Origin of the sequence: Methylomicrobium agile, assembly GCF_000733855.1 — a bacterium.
Lineage (GTDB): Bacteria > Pseudomonadota > Gammaproteobacteria > Methylococcales > Methylomonadaceae > Methylomicrobium > Methylomicrobium agile.
In genome coordinates this window covers 1,898,521-1,915,959 of the sequence record NZ_JPOJ01000001.1, presented here as the reverse complement: position 1 = coordinate 1,915,959, position 17,439 = coordinate 1,898,521, and the positions used below count along the sequence as shown (strand labels likewise).

Sequence of the window (17,439 nt, the reverse complement as noted above, 5' to 3'; positions counted from 1 at the left end):
AAATTAAAATTCATAGGCCAGGCGAAAATCGATGCGCTGGTTGCCGACATCGACCGTGCCCTGCCGGTAGAACGGATAAGCCCATTCCACTTCGCCGTTCCAGTGCTTGAACAGCTGCGCGTGCAGGCCGATGCCCGCGCCGGCCAGCCGGTAGAAAGACGGCGTATCCGGCAGCGGATCCTGTATCCACAGGTAGGCGTAATCGATAAAGGCGCTCAGGCGCAAATTGTCGACGAAGTCCCAATCCTGCCGCTTCAACAGCGGCGACTGGAGTTCCAGGGAAGTGTTCAGGCCGTCGTCGCCCAGTTGCTGGGTCTGGTGGTAGCCGCGCACGCTCATTGGGCCGCCGGCGGAAAACTGTTCGTTGCTGATCAGCGGGCTGTAGGACAGCTGTCCCGACGCGCGGGCCGCCAGCCGGAAATCCCAGAACAATTCGCGCAAGTGTTTCAGGTTGGCCGTCAGATAGGCGTAGTTGGTCGGCGCGTCCTTGCGCCGGTTTTCGAATTCCTGCGGATCGCTGCCCAGCCCGCGGACCGAAAAATTGGCGGCCGCGCCCAAGCTGGTGAGCGCGCCCGGCTGCCGCCAACTGCCGTCATAGCCGATTTGAAAGGCCGGATAACTGACCGGGGTCGGCGCCATGTCCTGGCCCTGCAACGTCACACCCTGGTTGAAACTCTTGTAATCGAAGCCCAGGGTCAGGCTGTGGGTGACATTCTCTTGCAGGCCGAACGGCTTGATCAGGCGCGCGCCGTAAATATCGCCGCTGCCGACCACGGTCAGGCCGCCCACGCTGGTGCCGATCGCGGTATTGGAATTGATGCCGATCCCGTATAAAGCCAGGCGCGTATCGGCCCAGCCGGTCGGCAGCACATAGGTGCCCGACCAGACTTCCACCTCGTCGTAATTTTCGGGAGACACCTGGTACTGCAGCGACGCGCTGTGAAAGCGCTGCCACAAGTTGTCGTAACGCAGCGAGCCGATCAGGCGCGTCCGCGAGGTGCTTTCCGGATTGCGGCCGTTCACTTCGAGGCTGCCGTGCAGCGGGACTTCGTCCTTTACATGCAGCTCCACTTCGGTCTTGCCCGGCGTGTCGCCGGCGCGGAACACCGGCGTGACCTGGCGGTCCGCCGAAGTCTGGTTCAAGGCGGTCAACTGCTGTTGAACCTCGGGCATGTGCGGCACTTTGCCCGCCGCCAGGGCAGGAATATCGGCCCGGATCCTGCCCAGTTCGTAATAGCGGGAGCCGGAAATCTTCAGCCGTTCGACCGTGCCTTCGACCACTTGCAGGCGTACCGAGGCGTTCACCACATCCTGCTCGGGAATTTCGACGATTACCGTCGGATAGCCGTTTTTGCGGTACACGTCTTCCAGCGCCTGCCTGGCCTTGTCGACATCCTCGATCGATTTTCCGGGGCCGAGAAACGGGTACACGGTTTTTTCGATCAACTGCGGGTCCAGCACCGTATTGCCGTCCACCTGAAACATCAGCAGGTCGAACGCGGGCGGAACCTCTTCCGTTTCGGCAGCGGGCTCGGCATGGGCCGATGGCCAGGCCGGCGGGAATAGGGAAATAACGCCCCATGTCAACAGGGTGCGTCCGATGAATTTATGCATAGATTTGAAATAACCGTAATATATCCAGTCGCCTAGCACATCCTGTGCCATTCATCATCTCATTGAATTAATAAAGAATTTCCATCATGACAGAGCATTTGGGTGTTGCTTTGCCAGCAGCAACTGCTGAAAGGCTGCTGATAAATCAACAGCCCCGAATGCGGTATGGCCTGCGGCGGCGGAATCTTCCGCCGCCGCAGGCCATGAAGAGGCGATACGGCGCGGGGCGGAAGGCGCGTCCCCGAACCGCATGCTTGACTGAAAAATTCCGGCGCGGTGCCGGAACGCTGGAGCGGACTCTCCCCCCTTTAATAGATGCCAAAAACGGGGCCGAGCCGAAGCCCTCGGCTCGGTCCCGATGAAAACTCGCGGATGCCGTTGCGGCGTATCCCCGTTTTCTCCTGGCGCATCCCTGCCGCCGAATCGGCGAGTCCTATGTGTCGGCCTCCTGCCTATTGGCAAGCCGCCAGCGGCGCATCGACCGGGCTGACCGCCGCATTCGCGGTGACCACCTTCGTCGCGTTGTTCGCGTCGGTGATCGTCGCGGTGATCGTGTAACCGCCGACCAGTCCGTAGAAATGGCTGCCGGTCGCGGACGCGATGCCCGAATTCAACGGGGTCGGGCCGTCGCTTTGGCCGTCGCCCCAGGCGAACGTCACCTGATAGGGCCCGGTGCCGCCGGTAATGTCGATCTTCGCTTCGACCGGGGTATTGAAGGGCACGGTCGCCTGCGTCAGACTCAACGTTCCGCCCAAGGCCGGCGCCTGCGGATTGGAAACGGTAATCTGGAACGTTTGCGTCTTGCTGCCGCTGGCACTGTCAGTTACCGTAATCGTCAAGCTGTAGGTTCCCGCGCCGGCATAGACGTGGCTGCTCGCCTTGGAGGTCACGCCGCTGCCCAGGGTTTCCTGAGTCGCCTGACTGCCGTCGCCCCAATCGAACGCAACCGTATAGGGGGCCGTGCCGCCGGTAATCGCCGTGGCTTGCGCGGTGAGCTGGCCGCCGGCCGTCAGCGTGGTCGACGTGACGCTCAACGAGGCCCCCAACGCGGGCGGCACCGGCGCCGTCACCGTCACGGTTTCGCCGGGACCGGCTTTTTGCGTGCCGTCCGCATCGATCACGGTGACTTTTTGAGTAAAGCTGCCCGCGTTCGCGTACTGATGGCTCCGGGTTTTCGAGGTCTCGCCGGCGGCCAATTGAATCTCTTCGGCCGCCGAGCCGTCGCCCCATTCGAACTTGACTTTGTAAGGCCCCTTGCCGCCGGTGATTCCGGAAGCGCCCGCGGTCGCCGTTTCGCCCGGCGCCAGCGCCTTTTTATCCAGCGAGAACGCCGCATTCAACGGCTGCACGTCGGCGACCGTCACAATGACCGTATCGGTCGCCTTCGCTTTGTCGTTGTCGATCACGGTCAGTTGAAACTCCAACTGCGCGGGCGTCGAAGGACTCGTAAACGAGGCCTGCGCGGCTTTGGCGTTGTTCAATTTGACCTTGGGATCGCTTTTCTTTTTAAGGTACTTCCACTGGTACTTGACAATCCGGCCGCCGCGCGCGGCATCGGGATCGGTACTCAGGCTGGTCAACGCCACGTTTTGCGAAAAGCCCGCGCTAATGGCGGGGCCGGCGTCCGCCAGCGGCGGCGCATTGAGCGGCTTGACCGTCAGCACGGTTTTTTTGACGACCGTCGCGCCCTGATCGTCGGTGGTGGCCAGTTGGAACGTGAACTTGACCGGCTTGGTTTTTTTATCGGTCTTTTGAATCGGCGGCGCCGTCAGGGTCAGCTTGGACGTAGCCGCGCCACTGACCGCGACGGTGGGCGTGCCCTTGATTTGCGTCCAGGCATAGGTCAGCGGACCGCCTTCCGGATCGGAACTGAGGCTGCCATCCAGCGTTACCGGCTCGCCTTCGTTCGCCGGCGCGACCTTGGCGATCTTGGCCTGAGGCTTTTTATTGCTGGCCGCTTCCGCCGCCGGCGAAACGGACAGCGCAAAGGCAAGCGCTAAAAGCCCGGCGATCAGCCGCAACGCGTCGCCGGCGCGAGGCCCGGCCGTATGCCAGGGAACGGCGAAAACAGCCGCTCCGTATAACGAATAGATAATAAAGTCATCTTGAGTTCCTCGAACCTGCCGGCCTATTTCAACTGGATTTGAAGTCCGCCCGTGGCCTGGTCGTCGGCCACCGGAACGATACTGGTCTGCGTCGAACCGGTGGCCTCGCAGAAATGGGTCAACGGAACCACGGGGTTGTCAGGGTTGAACGGAATCTCCGCGGTAAAGCCGCGCGGATCTTTGGTGGTCGCAAAAATGCCGCTGATGCCGAAAGGCAGGTTCGTATTCACGGCTTTGGCAACGGCCGGACTGCCCAGATCGTCCGCGAACGTCTTCAGCAGCGCCTTTTTATCGGCCCATTGCGAGTCGCTGGATTTATTGGTGCGATAGAGCACGACGCCTTCCGCCCAACTCGGATAAACGCCAGCCGCGACGTTTTCGATCGTCGGCGCGAAACCGTCGATCTTCACGTAGCGCCAGGGATTCACGCCCGCATCCTTGTCGCCGGTGTTGACCGCGATGCCCCAGATTTTCTGCAATCCCGGATTCAGGCCGGAGGCATTGGTGCCGCTGTTCCAGTCTTTCAGCAAATTGTTCGTCGCGTTGACGCCGCCGGGAGACTTGACGATCGGGGCCGCAATGTCTTCATCGCCGTCCGGCGTGTTATCCGCCGGCTTATTCGCGTTGGCGGTACCGGGATAATTCAGGAACTTGGCGTAAGCAACCGCGCCAACCGCCGCGCCTTTGTTGCGCCGGCTGACGCCGACCGGCGTTTTGCCGTCGCCGTTCGTGAACGGCGCCGCAATGCCGGCATCGGCAGCCACCTCGACCAGGCTGACCGCATCATGGGTGTTTTTGTCGACGATCTTGACCTGCTCCCAGCTCGCGATCTTGCCGGCCAGCAGCGAAGCCAACAGGTTCCGGTTCAGATTCGGCAACGAATTGGCGTCGTAAGCACCGATCGTCACCGAGTCCGGCAGCGAGCCGGCTCTTTTCTGAGCGGCTTGCAGCACTTTATACAGCTCTTCGGTTACCGCCACCCCGTAAACCAATCCTCCGGTAGAAACCTGGGTAAACCCCTGGGGAACCTGATTCAACGTGAGAGGCCAATCGGGTTCCGGCGCGCCGGTGATCACTTCATTCACCTGCTCCGGATAATTTTCGGTATTCGGTTTCAGCAGAATGTCGGGGTCCACGCCCAGAAAACCGCCGTCGGAAACGACTTTGGTCAGATACGTAGCCGCATTGGCCTGGCTGATGGTTTTCTTCCACTTCTTGCCGCCTTCCGCGCCGTCGACCTCCCAGTCGGCCAAGCCTGTTCCGACAATATTCAAATGCTCCAGCGGCAGCCCCTCGCTGTTATTGGCGAACAAAGGGATAACGCCATAGCCGGCGGCGCCGTAAGAGCGTTTTTCCAGCACGATTTTCTTGCCGGCCAGCCCGCCGGACAAATTCGCGTTGCCGGTAAAGTAAAACGACTGCCAGCGTCCGCCGATGCTGGACCCGGAAACGTCACTGAACGTATCCAGGGTGCCCGGCGCCGCCAGCGTAACCGAGACGACCCGATTGATGGCCTGGTCCTGCGCCGCGCCGCCGGAGGTATAAACGATCAGATCCGGCGCGCCGTCCGTCCAGGGGGTCAAGGCGCTGGCGGACTGGGCGCCGGCCAGCAGGGAAATGGCAAAAGCCAGTTGTCGTGATTTTTTCATAAGGCATATCCTCAAATGATATTGATTCGGAAGAATCCGGGCAGATGCCGAGATCGGAGTCTACGGCTGAACCCAATATCAAGAAAAAACCATGCCAACACGTAACATACTGATAATATGAAATATTTATTTGAAATTCCACCTCCGAACTGTTGGCATGGAAGCAGCAACTGTTGACCTTCTGTTGCTGTATCACCAATATTTCTTCATAAGGATGCGGCTAAAAATAACTTTCTGAGCGGGAACCTGAGCCGATACCCGGCCTGCAGGAGTCCAAAACCGGCTTTGTGGATCACGCCTGAATACGACGTTCAAAGCAAGCTTTGAACTCCAATACCGGAGCTTTGCGGGGATTGGGTATAACGACGAGTGCTCGGCGCGGGAATCATGAGGAAAATTATTATTAACCGGATCCCAAGGAGCCTTTTACCCAATCCTATTCCATGACGCCCGCCCGGTGCCTGCTGACCGGCGGACAGGACGCCAGCAATCCCTGCCCGGCAGCCAGCAGCGCATTCGTCCTGCGGTTCGGCTTTTTATTTAAAATCATGGAATTAAATGTTGGCACATAAATTGACCATTAAATTTCGACGGCAAACGATGCCAAAGCCCTGTTGTCGCAAAAGGAATCCAAAACTTTTGCGCAACGAATCGGCCCTGTCTGGCGTTCCGTTATTTTCGAAATTAAACCCCATACCCTATATATCAGGTGAATTTATGAAAAAGCATATCGCGATCATCGCGGCCTTATTATTTGCAAGCACCGGCGCTTTTGCCGAGGAACATGCCGCCGAAGCGCTGAAACACGCCGAACATGCACTGTCCCACGGTAAGGCCGGGCATGCGCCGCAATTGGTCGATCATGCCGAAAATGCGCTCAAACACGCCCAGAAAGCCGAAAGCGTCGCCAGCGGCGAAGCCAAAACCCACGTAACGGCCGGCATTAAAGCATTGGAAGAAGCCATCGCGCACGGCAAACAGGATCACGCCGAAGTCGCCGCTCAACATGCCGAAGAAGCCGTTTCGCATCTGAAGGCAGGCAACAGCTGATCATGCGGGGTTAGCTCCACCCTCCACGTTCCCGCGGGGCGGGTTTCAGGCCCGTCCCCACCCTTTCAGATCGGCTTTACGCTGTCTCCAACGCCGCGAGGTTTCCCAAACCCGTCCGCGACGTCAATACTGCATTCGAATCCCGGTCGGGCATGCTTTGCGCCCAACTTTGCCCTGTTTGAAGAGGTCCTGGTTTCGAATCATCGCCTGAAACCCAGCCCAGTAGGTCGGGCAACAGCTCCACCGTTGCCCGACATTTGGGCAGCGAAGAGGCCGTTCGATGATCCGTAACCGTGACCTCATACCGTTACATCGAAAATGTCGGGCACAAAAAGCGTGCCCGACCTACACGGCGCTGCTCTTCACCACCGTTTTTGTTGAACCCTAATTGAGAAAAGATGAATAAAAAAAATAGCCCAGTAGGTCGGGCAACAGCTCCACCGTTGCCCGACATTTGGGCAGCGAAGAGGCCGTTCGATGATCCGTAACCGTAACCTCATACCGTTACATCGAAAATGTCGGGCACAAAAAGCGTGCCCGACCTACACGGCGCTGCTCTTCACCACCGTTTTTGTTGAACCCTAATTGAGAAAAGATGAATAAAAAAAATAGCCCAGTAGGTCGGGCAACAGCTCCACCGTTGCCCGACATTTGGGCAGCGAAGAGGCCGTTCGATGATCCGTAACCGTGACCTCATACCGTTACATCGAAAATGTCGGGCACAAAAAACGTGCCCGACCTACACGGCGCTGCTCTTCACCACCGTTTTTGTTGAACCCTAATTGAGAAAAGATGAATAAAAAAAATAGCTTTCTTGTCGCCTTGATCGTTCTGAGCGCCCATGTTTCCTGTGCGGCGCAACCGCCCCAAGAAGCCGCGAAGCCGCCGCTGGGATTTTTCGTAACCAGCAGCGGTATCGGCAACGGCGCGAATCTCGGAGGGCTGGCGGGCGCCGACGCGCATTGCCAGAAACTGGCCGGTGCCGTCGGCGCCGGCAACCGGACCTGGAGGGCCTATCTGAGTACGCAGGCGGACGGCGGCCAGCCCGCGGTCAATGCCCGCGACCGTATCGGCCAAGGACCCTGGGCCAATGCGAATGGCGCCATCGTCGCCAACGACATCGCCCACCTGCACGGCGACACCGTGGAGCTCGGCCAGCTCGGCAACAATGTACATCGGAAGACAACGCTCACCGAAAAGGGCGAGCCGATCAAGGGCGTGGGCGAGGCTCCGAACCAGCACGATATCATTACCGGCTCCAAGCCCGACGGCAGGGCTTATACCGACGCGGCCGACCACACCTGCAAGAACTACACGAGCAGCGGCGAAGGGTCGGTTAGAGTCGGTCATGCCGACCGCACCAACCGCGGCGCCACCGGCGGCAACGTATCGTGGAATTCGACCCATGACAGCAAAGGCTGCAGCCAGACTGACCTGGTCAGCACCGGAGGCGCCGGCTACTTCTACTGCTTTGCCACCGACTAGAGCATTTTCATACCGCGTGTAGGGAAGTCCTCACCTTCTGAAGGGCGCCCTGCCGTTAAGTCCGGCCAGCCCCGTAGGGGTACGCTCGACTGCAGGGATGCGGGAGTTAGGGCAACGCATGGAGCAGTTGCCGAGTGCGTACCCTCGATGTCGAAAGGTACGCACAGCGTACCCTACGGGCTGAACCCGTAAGAGTAAGCCCTGTAGGGCGTTTTCGCGATAGCAAAACGCCAATAGGCTTCAAAGCGCGGCGGATTGCCTGACGGCGAATCCGCCCTACAGATATCAGGTTAGCTATAGGTCACGAATTAAGCGGAGGCCGAAAGTTACAACGGGTTGCAGGTGGGTTTGGCGAAGACAACCCAACATATCGAAAGCCATAATTGTTGGGTTGCCTGCTTTTTGGCAACCCAACCTACGCGGCTTCACGAGAAAGAATGAGTGAAAGCAGCGGCGGCGCGACGACCGTAGTCAACAGCACCATCGCGATCAGCAGAGTATAAGTTTCGTTATTGATGATGCCGGCATGTTGGCCCAGGCTGGCCACGATGATGCCCACATCGCCGCGCGGCACCATGCCGACGCCAACGATCAGGGCTGATTTTCGGCCCAAGGACCAGGCGCCGAGCCCGCACCCCAGCAGTTTTCCTACCACGGCCAACAGCGTAATACCGGCGAGCGCCCCTAATGTCGAGAGCTCGCTCAATCCCGCCAGATCGACTTGCGCGCCGGTCACCACGAAAAAGAAAGGCACCAGGAAGGCCAGAATCGGCTGAAGCTGCAGCGATAGGGTTTCTCTTTGCCGTGTCTCCGCCGCGATCAATCCGGCCAGAAAGGCGCCAATGATGGCCGCCAGGCCCAGGTAAGAAGCCGCATCTGCGAGAGCCAGACACAGCGCCAGGGACAACGTCAGCGCGGAAAAAGGATTGATCGGCGCATCCAGGATGGGCGAAGAGCGGCGCATGATATGGGTGCCGGCCCAGGCGATCAGAATAATGAAGGCGATGGCCTGCCCGAGCACGATAAGCAGATGGGTGACATCAACGGCGCCGCCGCTTTGGATGGCCGAGACAACCCCCAACAGCAGCATGGCCAATATATCATCGATGACGGCGGCCCCCAGAATGATTCGGCTGAAGGTCCGATCCAATACACCGAGCTCTTGCAGCACTCTTGCGGTGACGCCCGCAGAGGTTGCCACAAAAGCGGCGGCGATGAATAAGGCTTTGGGCGTATCGAATCCGCTCCATTTGGCCCATGCGGAGCCCAACACGAACGGGACGATCACGCCCAGCACACCAACCAGCGTAGCGCTGCCTCCCACTTTGCGCAGGTCGCCGATGCGGTTCTCCAAACCCACCGAGAACAGCAGCAGTACCGCGCCAAGCCCTGACAGCATCTCGAGCGGTTCGGTGACATGCACCCAGTCCAAGACGGAAGGTCCAATAACACAGCCCGCGGCAATTTCGCCGACCAGAGCCGGCAGTCGAAGGCGTTGGGCGACTTCCGCCCCAATTTGAGCTGCTGCAAAAACGACGAGCAGCCCGAAAAAAACTTCAGTTTCGTGATTCATCAGATTCTTTTTAGTATCTGCCCAGGGATGAGTGCATATCCCGGCCTAAGTCTTGGCGGTGACGAAAAGCCGTAGGATGTGCCGACGAAGGAGGCGCACCGAGTGCCCTTCAGGGTATCGATCGCGAACGATACCTAAAGGCACTCGATGCGCTTCACTTCGTTCAGCACATCCTACAATTTGACTAACACTTCGCCCCGCCCTGTTTCCGCCATATCCCCCGCATAGCGTCGTACGCGGTTAAACGCAACCGCCGCATCGGCAAAGCGCGAGTTCAAACTCTTGAACGAAGCAAACAACATCGGCAAAAATCCCAATGTATGCGCGCCGCAATCGTTGAAACTGGCCGGAAGCTGCGGCGGGTTCCACAGCAGCAGGGTGCCTCGGCGCATTGCGTAGCCAAGGTAGCGGCCGGTCCGGCCCATCACCGCGATCGTACCGGCAGTCATTCTGGAGCCGCAGTAGTCGCCCGCGTTGCCTTCGATCAGAATAGTGCCGCGGCGCATGTGGTCGCCGGCGCGTTCGCCCACGTTACCTCTGACCAGGATCAGTCCCCCTTTCATGCCGATCTTGTTGCCGGGCAGCGCACCGCCAAGGAAGTCGCCGGCGTCGCCGTCGATTTCGAGCGTGCCTTTTTTCATTTCGCAGGCCGCATACAGGCCGGCATTGCCGGTAACCCGGATGCTGCCGGATTTCATGCCCATGCCAAGATAAGCGCCGGCATCGCCTTCGACAACGATACTGCCGCTATTCAGCTCCTTGCCGATGAAGTCGAGTTTGCCGAAGCTGTTTCTAATCACGATGTTCTGCGCATCGCCCATGGCAATATTGAACAAGGTATCGACGCGCAGTTTCGCCTTGCCGGATTGCAGTTCGAGCGCAGCAATCTCGGCGATTTCCTTGCCTTCGAGGTTCTGGCAGACCAACGGCGATAGGTCGACGCGCTGGTCGGGCCGGTGTTTCAGCGTAAAGGTGAGCGCGCTCATGCCATGATCTCCTGCAGGTGGAAGTGGAACGGTCCGAGTTTGCCGCCGTAGTTGCCGGCACTGACCCGCTTGATGCCGTGCGCGGCGCCGAGGTCGCAGACGGCCTGGATGCCGACGCGCATGGCCTTGTCGATGTCTTCCTTGGTCAAGCCGTCGATCACGATTTCCATCACCGACTCGACTTCCGATGACAGTTCGGTCTGGGTCATCCCTTTCAGGGTCGGGCAGAACGCGTCGTTGGTCGAAGCACCGAGCGCCTTGTATTTGGAACCGACTTTTGAGCCGGAGCGGACGACACCGCCGGGAAACGGCATAATCACATTCGGCACTTGGCGCATCGCATCAATCGCGGCTTCGCAGGCGGCCAGCGCCTGCGGCTGCGATTCGGCCAGCACCAGAAAGTTGCCACCACCGACCGCATCGACCTGGCCAGTCGTTGCTTCGGTAAGGAATTCACCATCCATCACCGGAATCCGCCAATAACGCTTTCCGCCGATCACTTTCGAAACCTGAAAACCGTCGCCGAAATAGCGCAAATTCTTGCCCAGCGGAATCGGCTTACCGGCGTCTATACCGGCAAACAGCGCCGAAGTCGGCGAGGTCAGCACGCACTGGCCGGCGCGGGTTTCGAGCTGTTTCGCCAAGCCCTTACCGCCCATCGCGAAGATCATGATCGAGACGCCGGGTCGCCCGTCCGGCGTTTCGGAGGGGTCAAGCACCCGCTCGATACCCGCCTCGCAGCCGCAGGCGATCACCGAGGTCGCGAAGCCGGTCATCGCCTGCGCGGAAATCATCGCCCATTTTTCGTTCTGCGCGGTAATGATCGCGCGCGTCGCCTTCATCGGAAACGCTTCGGCAAAAGTTGCGTCTATCGTTACACCGTTGATAATCATATTGTTTTTCTCATTATCGTTTTTTATTCTGTTTTTCAGCCACCGTCATAGCAACTCTTTGTTTTTTTCATCGCTGATCGAGAGTTCCATAATTTTTAAAGGTTAGAAAAACGGTTTACAAACTAGCACTTATCAGGATTTTCATATTGTAAACTGACGGCGATCGCAAAGCGGAGGAATGTTAAATTTCACATTTACGCGGCTTGCGACGAATAAAATTTTAATCGCAAGCTGTCGGCGCAGAAATCAATATCCTGCTCGGGCCATAGAATTGAACGGCCTTTATGCCCTATTTGCACTTGATTAAAAGTGGCAGGATTTTTTAATGCGATCATCACGCCCTTTTCCAATAGCTCTTTAAAATCGGCAATAATCGTGACATTATCGCTAAACGTTATTTTGATGCTGTAATTGGCTGCATTCGGTTCTATCGTTTTGATATAAAACATGGCATCACTCCAAGGGTTCGATAGCAACAGGAGGTTGCATATTTTTACAAAGTTCCCAATCCAGCAATAATTCCTCCTGATGTAGCGCTGTCCATTCTAAAACCATCGATCTAACACGCTTTGGCGCATCCCCTTTGATAATTTTGATCGGGCTAATAGCAACGATCAATTCGTATTCGCCATATTCAGCATGAAAATGCGGCGGTGCGTGATCATCGAAGAACATTTTGATTAGGATGCCGTAAAACATGGAAATCGTCGGCATGGTTTTTATCCTAAAGCTTATGGCGGATTACCTACCGGTGAATCCACCTTACGGGTTCATCGGAAACGCTTCCGCGAAGGTTGCGTCTATCGTTACGCCGTTGATAATCATAAAGTTGTGCTCAATCATGGATACATTTATTTTTCTAAAGCCGTTTTGCCGCTGTTTTGTAGACTTGATTCCGTTCCCGCTTGCCGATCGCCACGATCAAGATAACGACTTCCTGTTCGCGTACTTCGTAAACCAGCCGATAACCCGCTTTGCGCAATTTGATTTTGTAGCAATTTTTCAGGCTGCTTAGCCTCGCGCTATCGATTCGCGGATTTTCCTTCAATCCTCTCAATTTTTTAGCGAATTGCTCGCGAATCGTTTGATCGAGATTATTCCATTCTTCCAGCGCTTGTTCTTTAAAGCGCAGTTTATAGGTCATCCCAATCCATTTCTATTTCGGGCTGATTTGTTCTTGCCTCAACGATGGCCGCTAGTTCGACATCTTCCAGCTTATCCATCAGTGCCTCATAGGCTTTGGCTGGAATACAGTAAAAAGCCGGCTCGTTATGATCAAGAATGGCGACCGGAAAACCGTCACCGGCAGCAACGGTGCCGACCGGATCTTTTTTAAGTTCCGCAATGCTCGCGGCTGTCTCCGCTAAAATCGTAGTAGGCATATCATGACTCCGGTGAAATTCTTGGTGTGGGTCCTTGAACTTTGTCAGTTATTGAACCCAGTCGACGCGCTTTCCAGTCGCTCTTTCGTAAAGCGTTTCAGGGGATACGTCAAAACCGCAATCCCAAACTACGGTTGCCCATTCGTCCAATTTGAAGGATTTAAAATTATCAATGCTTCGTAAAGGCGATGCAGCTTCATATTTAAAAACGAGATCCCGTAAATCGACGTCACCGGATTCGCCGGTGTCAAAAACCAGGTTCAACCGGTACGCATCCAGATATTTTGCTGATTTTACGCTAACAATCATATCGCTATATATTTGACATGAAAATGCGGCGGGTTATGCTCGTCAAAATACATATAAAGATGACAATGCCTAAAAACCGGCTGATTTCAGGTGGACAACATTCTCGAGCCACCTAAAACCTAAGCGCGACCTTTCAACGGATGCACGGTAATACTACCGCGTCCGTCTTCGGTGATTTCGTCGTCGCTGATTTTAAAATTGCCGAGTTTCATGGTCAGATAACGGTCGAAGTAGTCCTTCAGGCCTTTCTCGACCGACGGGTCGAAATCGGGCTGGACGACATGGGTGGTGCCCCACTTGGTCGCGATCACCTTACCGTCCCGGACGACCAGATCGCCGTCCTTGAACACGTAGTCGGGCTTTTCAAACATCTTTTCGCGGTCGGCGTTGTCGGTGTAGACCGTGATGTCGGCCCAGTTGCCTGGGCTGAGTCCGCCGCGGTCATGCAGGCCGATCAGCTTCGCCGCGCCGGCGCGGGTCATGATCGCGATTTCGTTTAAGGTGTATTCGCGGTCGATCGAAGCCAAGGTCGTCATCTTTTGCGCTTCGGGATGGAGCGTCGCGAGCATGTCGTTTCGAAAACTCTTGTCCATCAGCAAGCGGATCAAGTGCGGATAGGTGGTGAATGGGGCGCCGTTCGGATGGTCGGTGGTCAGAAAGATCCGCCACGGGTCGTCGACCAGCAGGAAGGTTTCCAGCCCGATCGCCCATTGCAGCGCGTTCACGAAGTTCTGGTCGCGGTATTTGAACGGCACGACCCCGCAGCCGGCGTCGCACTCGATGTCCATCGTGACCCATTTGTTCGGGTTCGCATGCTTGTGGTTCGCGTGCTGGCGCATGTTGTCGCCGGAGGCGGTGACAGTTTGGCCGAACAGGATCTGGCCGACATCGATCGTGATGTTCTTGTGTTTGTTGACCGCTTCGGCGATCTGCGCCGCGCCAGATGAAAATTTGAAATCGCCCTCGGTGCCGTAGCTGTGGAACTGAATGTGCGTCAGGTGCATCGGCAGGCCGCCGATCCCTTCGATCGTGTTCAGCGTCGTTTCCATGTTGCCGGGCACGCCGAGGTTGCAGCCGTGCACGTGCAAAGGATGCGAAACGCCGAGTTCCTTCACCGCGGTCGCGAGCGACTGTAAAATCTGCCGCGGCGTGACGCCGTAATGGCTGTTCTGCTCGTCCAGATCGAGCTTGCGCTGGTTGAACTTGAACGCGTTGATGCCGCCGGGGTTGACCACTTTGACGCCGATCGCTTTGGCCGCATTGATCGTCCAGGCGACGTAGTCGTTGACCGCTTTCTGGTCTTTTTTCGCGGTCAGCATCCTGAGCAGATAATCATCACTGCCGAGCATCACGTAGCCGCCCTTGTCCAGGATAGGAATGTCGCCCATTTCCATGTGCGCCTGGCGCGCGTTGACCGGCAGCACCGCCGGTTCGAAGCCGGCCGTGTAGCCCATCTCGGCATAGCGGTAACCGGTCACGAACGTGCTCGGCATCGCATGGCCGCAGCCGGAGCGGGTGCACTCGGTACGTGCGACCGGATCGTGGCGGTGGTCTTCCGGCAGCAGGGTCCGGGCGATGTTGCCCTTGCCGCCGCCGATATGCGTATGCATGTCGATCGCGCCGGACATCACCACTTTACCTTTCAGGTCGTATTCCTTGTCGATCGGCACGTCCTTCGCGGGCTTCTTGACGATGCGCCCATCCTGAATGTAAATGTCCTGTTTTTTGCCGTCGATGCCGGCGGCAGGATCGTAGACGGTCCCGCCCGTGAGTTTTATCATCATACAGTCATCTCGCGTAGAGCGTTTTCAATCGCATTCAGCGCGTCGGCCGTGCTCGGCAGGCCGGAATCGCGCAATTTCTTGAGCCGGATCGCGACCACGTTGTCCATCCGGTAGGCATGGCCGGCGTGATCGATGCCGGGGGTGCCGACCGGAATGAACACGTCCGGTTCTTTCGCGAAAGTCATCCCGGAACGGCCGATCACGATCGTCGGCATATGGTCGGTCGGTGGCACTGATTTCACGTTGAACGCCTGTACCCAGACCAGCGCGTCCGCTTCGCCGCTATCGACCAGTGCGTTCGCCTCGTTCAGGTACGGGTCGTATTCGGGATAGCCGCGCGAGAACCGAGTCCGTGCCGGATAGCCGGTCGTCCAGCCGCAGACCTGGTTGGCGGTCTGGTCGCCTTCCTTGCCGCCGAGCGGCAGGCCGGAGCAGCGGGTAGAGACATTTAGGTCTTTGATCATTTCGGACAGAACCTGCACGGTCAGTTCGGCCTGGCGGAATCCCAATGCGCCGGCGGCCCAGGTCACGACGCTGTAGCGCGCCGCCTTCAACTGGTTGGCCAGAGCCTGCAGGTCCGCAACCGCGATCCCGCCGACCGATTCGGCCTGCAGCGGGCGGCCTTTGACCAGTGCCCGTAGGACTGCGATTACTCCGGGCAGTTCCGCATCGTTACAAGTCAGGACTTTCGCGGTTTGGCCGTTCGGCGAAGTCGAGGCGTTGCCCGACGGCGCCTTGCCGAGATAGATCACCTGACGATTTGCGGTGTCGTCGACGAACATCGCGTCCTTATTCCAGATGTAGCGCTCGAAAAAACGCGGCGCGAACGCTTCGAGGTCGGTGCCGACGACCAGCAACAGATCGCAGCGGTTTTTGACTTCGGCCAGCGTGGTATTCATCCAGCCCGAATCTTGTAAGACCAAGAGATTATTACGGGCGGCCGAGAAATTCATATTGTCGACCACCGCGCCGGCGCGGTCGGCCAGTGCGAGCAGCGCACGCATTCCGTTCACGTCGGTCGCGCAGCCGCCTATCACCGGCAGCTTCGTATCTTTGAGCAACGCTGCCGCCTTTTTCGCGGCCGCTTCCAGACTGACCTCCTTGCCGTCAACCCGTGGTTGGGTATCGGTAATCGCCTGCTCGAACGCGGGCGTGTTCACCGCACAACCGTTGGCCGTCACCTTCAGCGCCAGGCCGTCGACCCGAACGCTCAGGTCGTCGGTGCCGATACCGCAAAAAGGACTCGGTACTTCAGTTATTTCAGTCATCAAGCTGTCCTTCCAAACTAAACTAATGAGAGGAGCGGACCCGATTGCAGCCCGGCACCCATGATATCCCGCCTATTTTACTCTCAATTCCGGGTTACTGTCTCACTTATGGCCGGCGAAACTTGGATAAGTTGTTCATGTAACTGAATTTGATATGCGTTATAATTGGCGGCTTTTCAATTCAGCCGCGCCGGTCTGGTCTACCGATTCTGTTGCGGACGGCCGTTTTTCCGTTTCTACCCATGCAAGAAATCAATCCGATCAAATACAAAATCGCCGACCTCAGAGAGCGCACCGAGTCGCTTAGGGGGTATCTTTGACTTCGACACCAAAAGCGAACGTCTGGTCGAAGTTTTAAGAGAGCTCGAAAACCCGAAGATCTGGGACAACCCGGAGCAGGCGCAAGCTTTAGGCAAGGAGCGCGGCCAGCTAGAAATGGTCGTGAACACGATCAACGAACTGACTTCCGGCCTGAATGATGCCGAAGAGCTCTTGGCGATGGCGGTAGAAGAAGGCGACGCAGATACAGTCGACACGGTCGCAAGCGATCTGGAGCATCTGGAAAGCCAGGTGGCGACGCTCGAATTCCGGCGGATGTTCGCCGGCGAAATGGACCCGAACAATGCGTTCCTGGATATCCAGGCCGGCTCCGGCGGCACCGAGGCGCAGGATTGGGCCTCGATGATCGAGCGCATGTATCTGCGCTGGGGCGAAAGCAAGGGCTTCAAGACTGAACTGATCGAAGAGTCGCCGGGCGATGTGGCCGGCATCAAAAGCGCGACGATCAAGTTCGAGGGCGACTATGCGTTCGGCTGGCTGCGCACCGAAACCGGCGTGCACCGGCTGGTCCGCAAATCGCCATTCGACTCGGGCAACCGCCGCCATACCTCGTTCGCTTCGGTCTTCGTGTCGCCGGAAGTCGACGACAACATCGCGATCGAAATCAATCCGGCCGACCTGCGCATCGACGTTTACCGTGCTTCGGGCGCCGGCGGCCAGCACATCAACCGGACCGAATCGGCGGTGCGGATCACGCATAATCCCAGCGGCATCGTCGTGCAGTGCCAGAGCGACCGCTCGCAGCATAAAAACAAAGACACGGCGATGAAGCAACTAAAAGCCAAGCTGTACGAGCTCGAAATGATGAAGCGCAGCGAAACCCAGCAGGCACTCGAAGACAGCAAATCGGACATCGGTTGGGGCAGCCAGATTCGCTCCTATGTGCTCGACCAGTCGCGGATCAAGGATCTTCGCACCGGCGTCGAAACCGGAAACCCGCAGGCGGTGCTGGACGGCAATCTCGACATGTTTATCGAGGCAAGCCTGAAGAGCGGTTTGTAA

General features: G+C 57.6%; 16 protein-coding genes. 3 read left to right on the top strand and 13 right to left on the bottom strand.

Annotated elements, in window-relative coordinates; all coding sequences use genetic code 11:
- Positions 1-3: 3 nt before the first annotated feature.
- From CC94_RS0109180 to CC94_RS0109170, 3 genes are all read right to left on the bottom strand, one after another.
- Positions 4-1,614, bottom strand: a complete 1,611-nt coding sequence (locus CC94_RS0109180) for a ShlB/FhaC/HecB family hemolysin secretion/activation protein (protein ID WP_036303861.1) — start codon at positions 1,612-1,614, stop codon at positions 4-6.
- 452 nt (positions 1,615-2,066) lie between these two features.
- Positions 2,067-3,635 (bottom strand): PKD domain-containing protein, encoded by a 1,569-nt coding sequence (locus CC94_RS0109175; RefSeq protein ID WP_031430576.1) that lies wholly within the window; start codon positions 3,633-3,635, stop codon positions 2,067-2,069.
- 107 nt (positions 3,636-3,742) lie between these two features.
- Complete coding sequence (locus CC94_RS0109170) at positions 3,743-5,368, bottom strand: hypothetical protein (RefSeq protein WP_005369157.1); 1,626 nt, start codon at positions 5,366-5,368, stop codon at positions 3,743-3,745.
- Positions 5,369-6,085: 717 nt separating this feature from the next.
- On the opposite strand from CC94_RS0109170, the gene smbP reads away from it, so the two are divergent.
- The gene (gene smbP / locus CC94_RS0109160) at positions 6,086-6,418 is read left to right on the top strand and encodes a small metal-binding protein SmbP (protein ID WP_005369156.1); all 333 of its coding nucleotides are present in this window, start codon (positions 6,086-6,088) and stop codon (positions 6,416-6,418) included.
- A gap of 792 nt (positions 6,419-7,210) precedes the next feature.
- A complete protein-coding gene (locus CC94_RS0109155; protein ID WP_005369154.1) occupies positions 7,211-7,903 on the top strand; it encodes a hypothetical protein in 693 nt (230 codons plus the stop codon).
- A 415-nt stretch (positions 7,904-8,318) separates the two neighbouring features.
- Here the strand turns inward: CC94_RS0109155 and CC94_RS0109150 are convergent, their stop codons facing one another.
- From CC94_RS0109150 to CC94_RS0109100, 10 genes are all read right to left on the bottom strand, one after another.
- Positions 8,319-9,476: a cation:proton antiporter gene (locus CC94_RS0109150; protein ID WP_031430574.1), complete on the bottom strand. Its 1,158-nt coding sequence runs from the start codon at positions 9,474-9,476 to the stop codon at positions 8,319-8,321.
- Between the two features lie 173 nt (positions 9,477-9,649).
- Complete coding sequence (locus tag CC94_RS0109145) at positions 9,650-10,462, bottom strand: formylmethanofuran dehydrogenase subunit C (RefSeq protein WP_005369136.1); 813 nt, start codon at positions 10,460-10,462, stop codon at positions 9,650-9,652.
- Positions 10,459-11,355, bottom strand: coding sequence for a formylmethanofuran--tetrahydromethanopterin N-formyltransferase (gene fhcD, locus CC94_RS0109140; protein WP_005369134.1), 897 nt, complete (start codon positions 11,353-11,355; stop codon positions 10,459-10,461). The genes CC94_RS0109145 and fhcD overlap by 4 nt, the downstream gene beginning before the upstream one ends.
- Before the next feature lie 194 nt (positions 11,356-11,549).
- Positions 11,550-11,804, bottom strand: coding sequence for a DUF2442 domain-containing protein (locus CC94_RS0109135; RefSeq protein ID WP_005369132.1), 255 nt, complete (start codon positions 11,802-11,804; stop codon positions 11,550-11,552).
- Between the two features lie 4 nt (positions 11,805-11,808).
- Positions 11,809-12,069: a DUF4160 domain-containing protein gene (locus CC94_RS0109130; RefSeq protein WP_005369131.1), complete on the bottom strand. Its 261-nt coding sequence runs from the start codon at positions 12,067-12,069 to the stop codon at positions 11,809-11,811.
- Positions 12,070-12,214: 145 nt separating this feature from the next.
- Positions 12,215-12,499, bottom strand: a complete 285-nt coding sequence (locus CC94_RS0109120; RefSeq protein ID WP_005369128.1) for a type II toxin-antitoxin system RelE family toxin — start codon at positions 12,497-12,499, stop codon at positions 12,215-12,217.
- Complete coding sequence (locus CC94_RS0109115) at positions 12,489-12,737, bottom strand: type II toxin-antitoxin system Phd/YefM family antitoxin (RefSeq protein ID WP_005369126.1); 249 nt, start codon at positions 12,735-12,737, stop codon at positions 12,489-12,491. The genes CC94_RS0109120 and CC94_RS0109115 overlap by 11 nt, the downstream gene beginning before the upstream one ends.
- Positions 12,738-12,785: 48 nt before the next feature.
- Entirely contained in the window at positions 12,786-13,046 is a 261-nt protein-coding gene (locus CC94_RS0109110) for a DUF2442 domain-containing protein (protein ID WP_005369124.1), read from the bottom strand.
- Between the two features lie 119 nt (positions 13,047-13,165).
- Positions 13,166-14,830, bottom strand: coding sequence for a formylmethanofuran dehydrogenase subunit A (locus tag CC94_RS0109105; protein WP_031430571.1), 1,665 nt, complete (start codon positions 14,828-14,830; stop codon positions 13,166-13,168).
- A complete protein-coding gene (locus CC94_RS0109100; protein ID WP_005369118.1) occupies positions 14,827-16,098 on the bottom strand; it encodes a formylmethanofuran dehydrogenase subunit B in 1,272 nt (423 codons plus the stop codon). The genes CC94_RS0109105 and CC94_RS0109100 overlap by 4 nt, the downstream gene beginning before the upstream one ends.
- Before the next feature lie 242 nt (positions 16,099-16,340).
- Between CC94_RS0109100 and prfB the strand changes: the two genes are divergently transcribed.
- A protein-coding gene (prfB, locus tag CC94_RS0109095) for a peptide chain release factor 2 (protein WP_005369116.1) occupies positions 16,341-17,439 on the top strand; the annotation gives its coding sequence in 2 pieces (ribosomal slippage) (positions 16,341-16,415 and positions 16,417-17,439; 1,098 coding nt in all).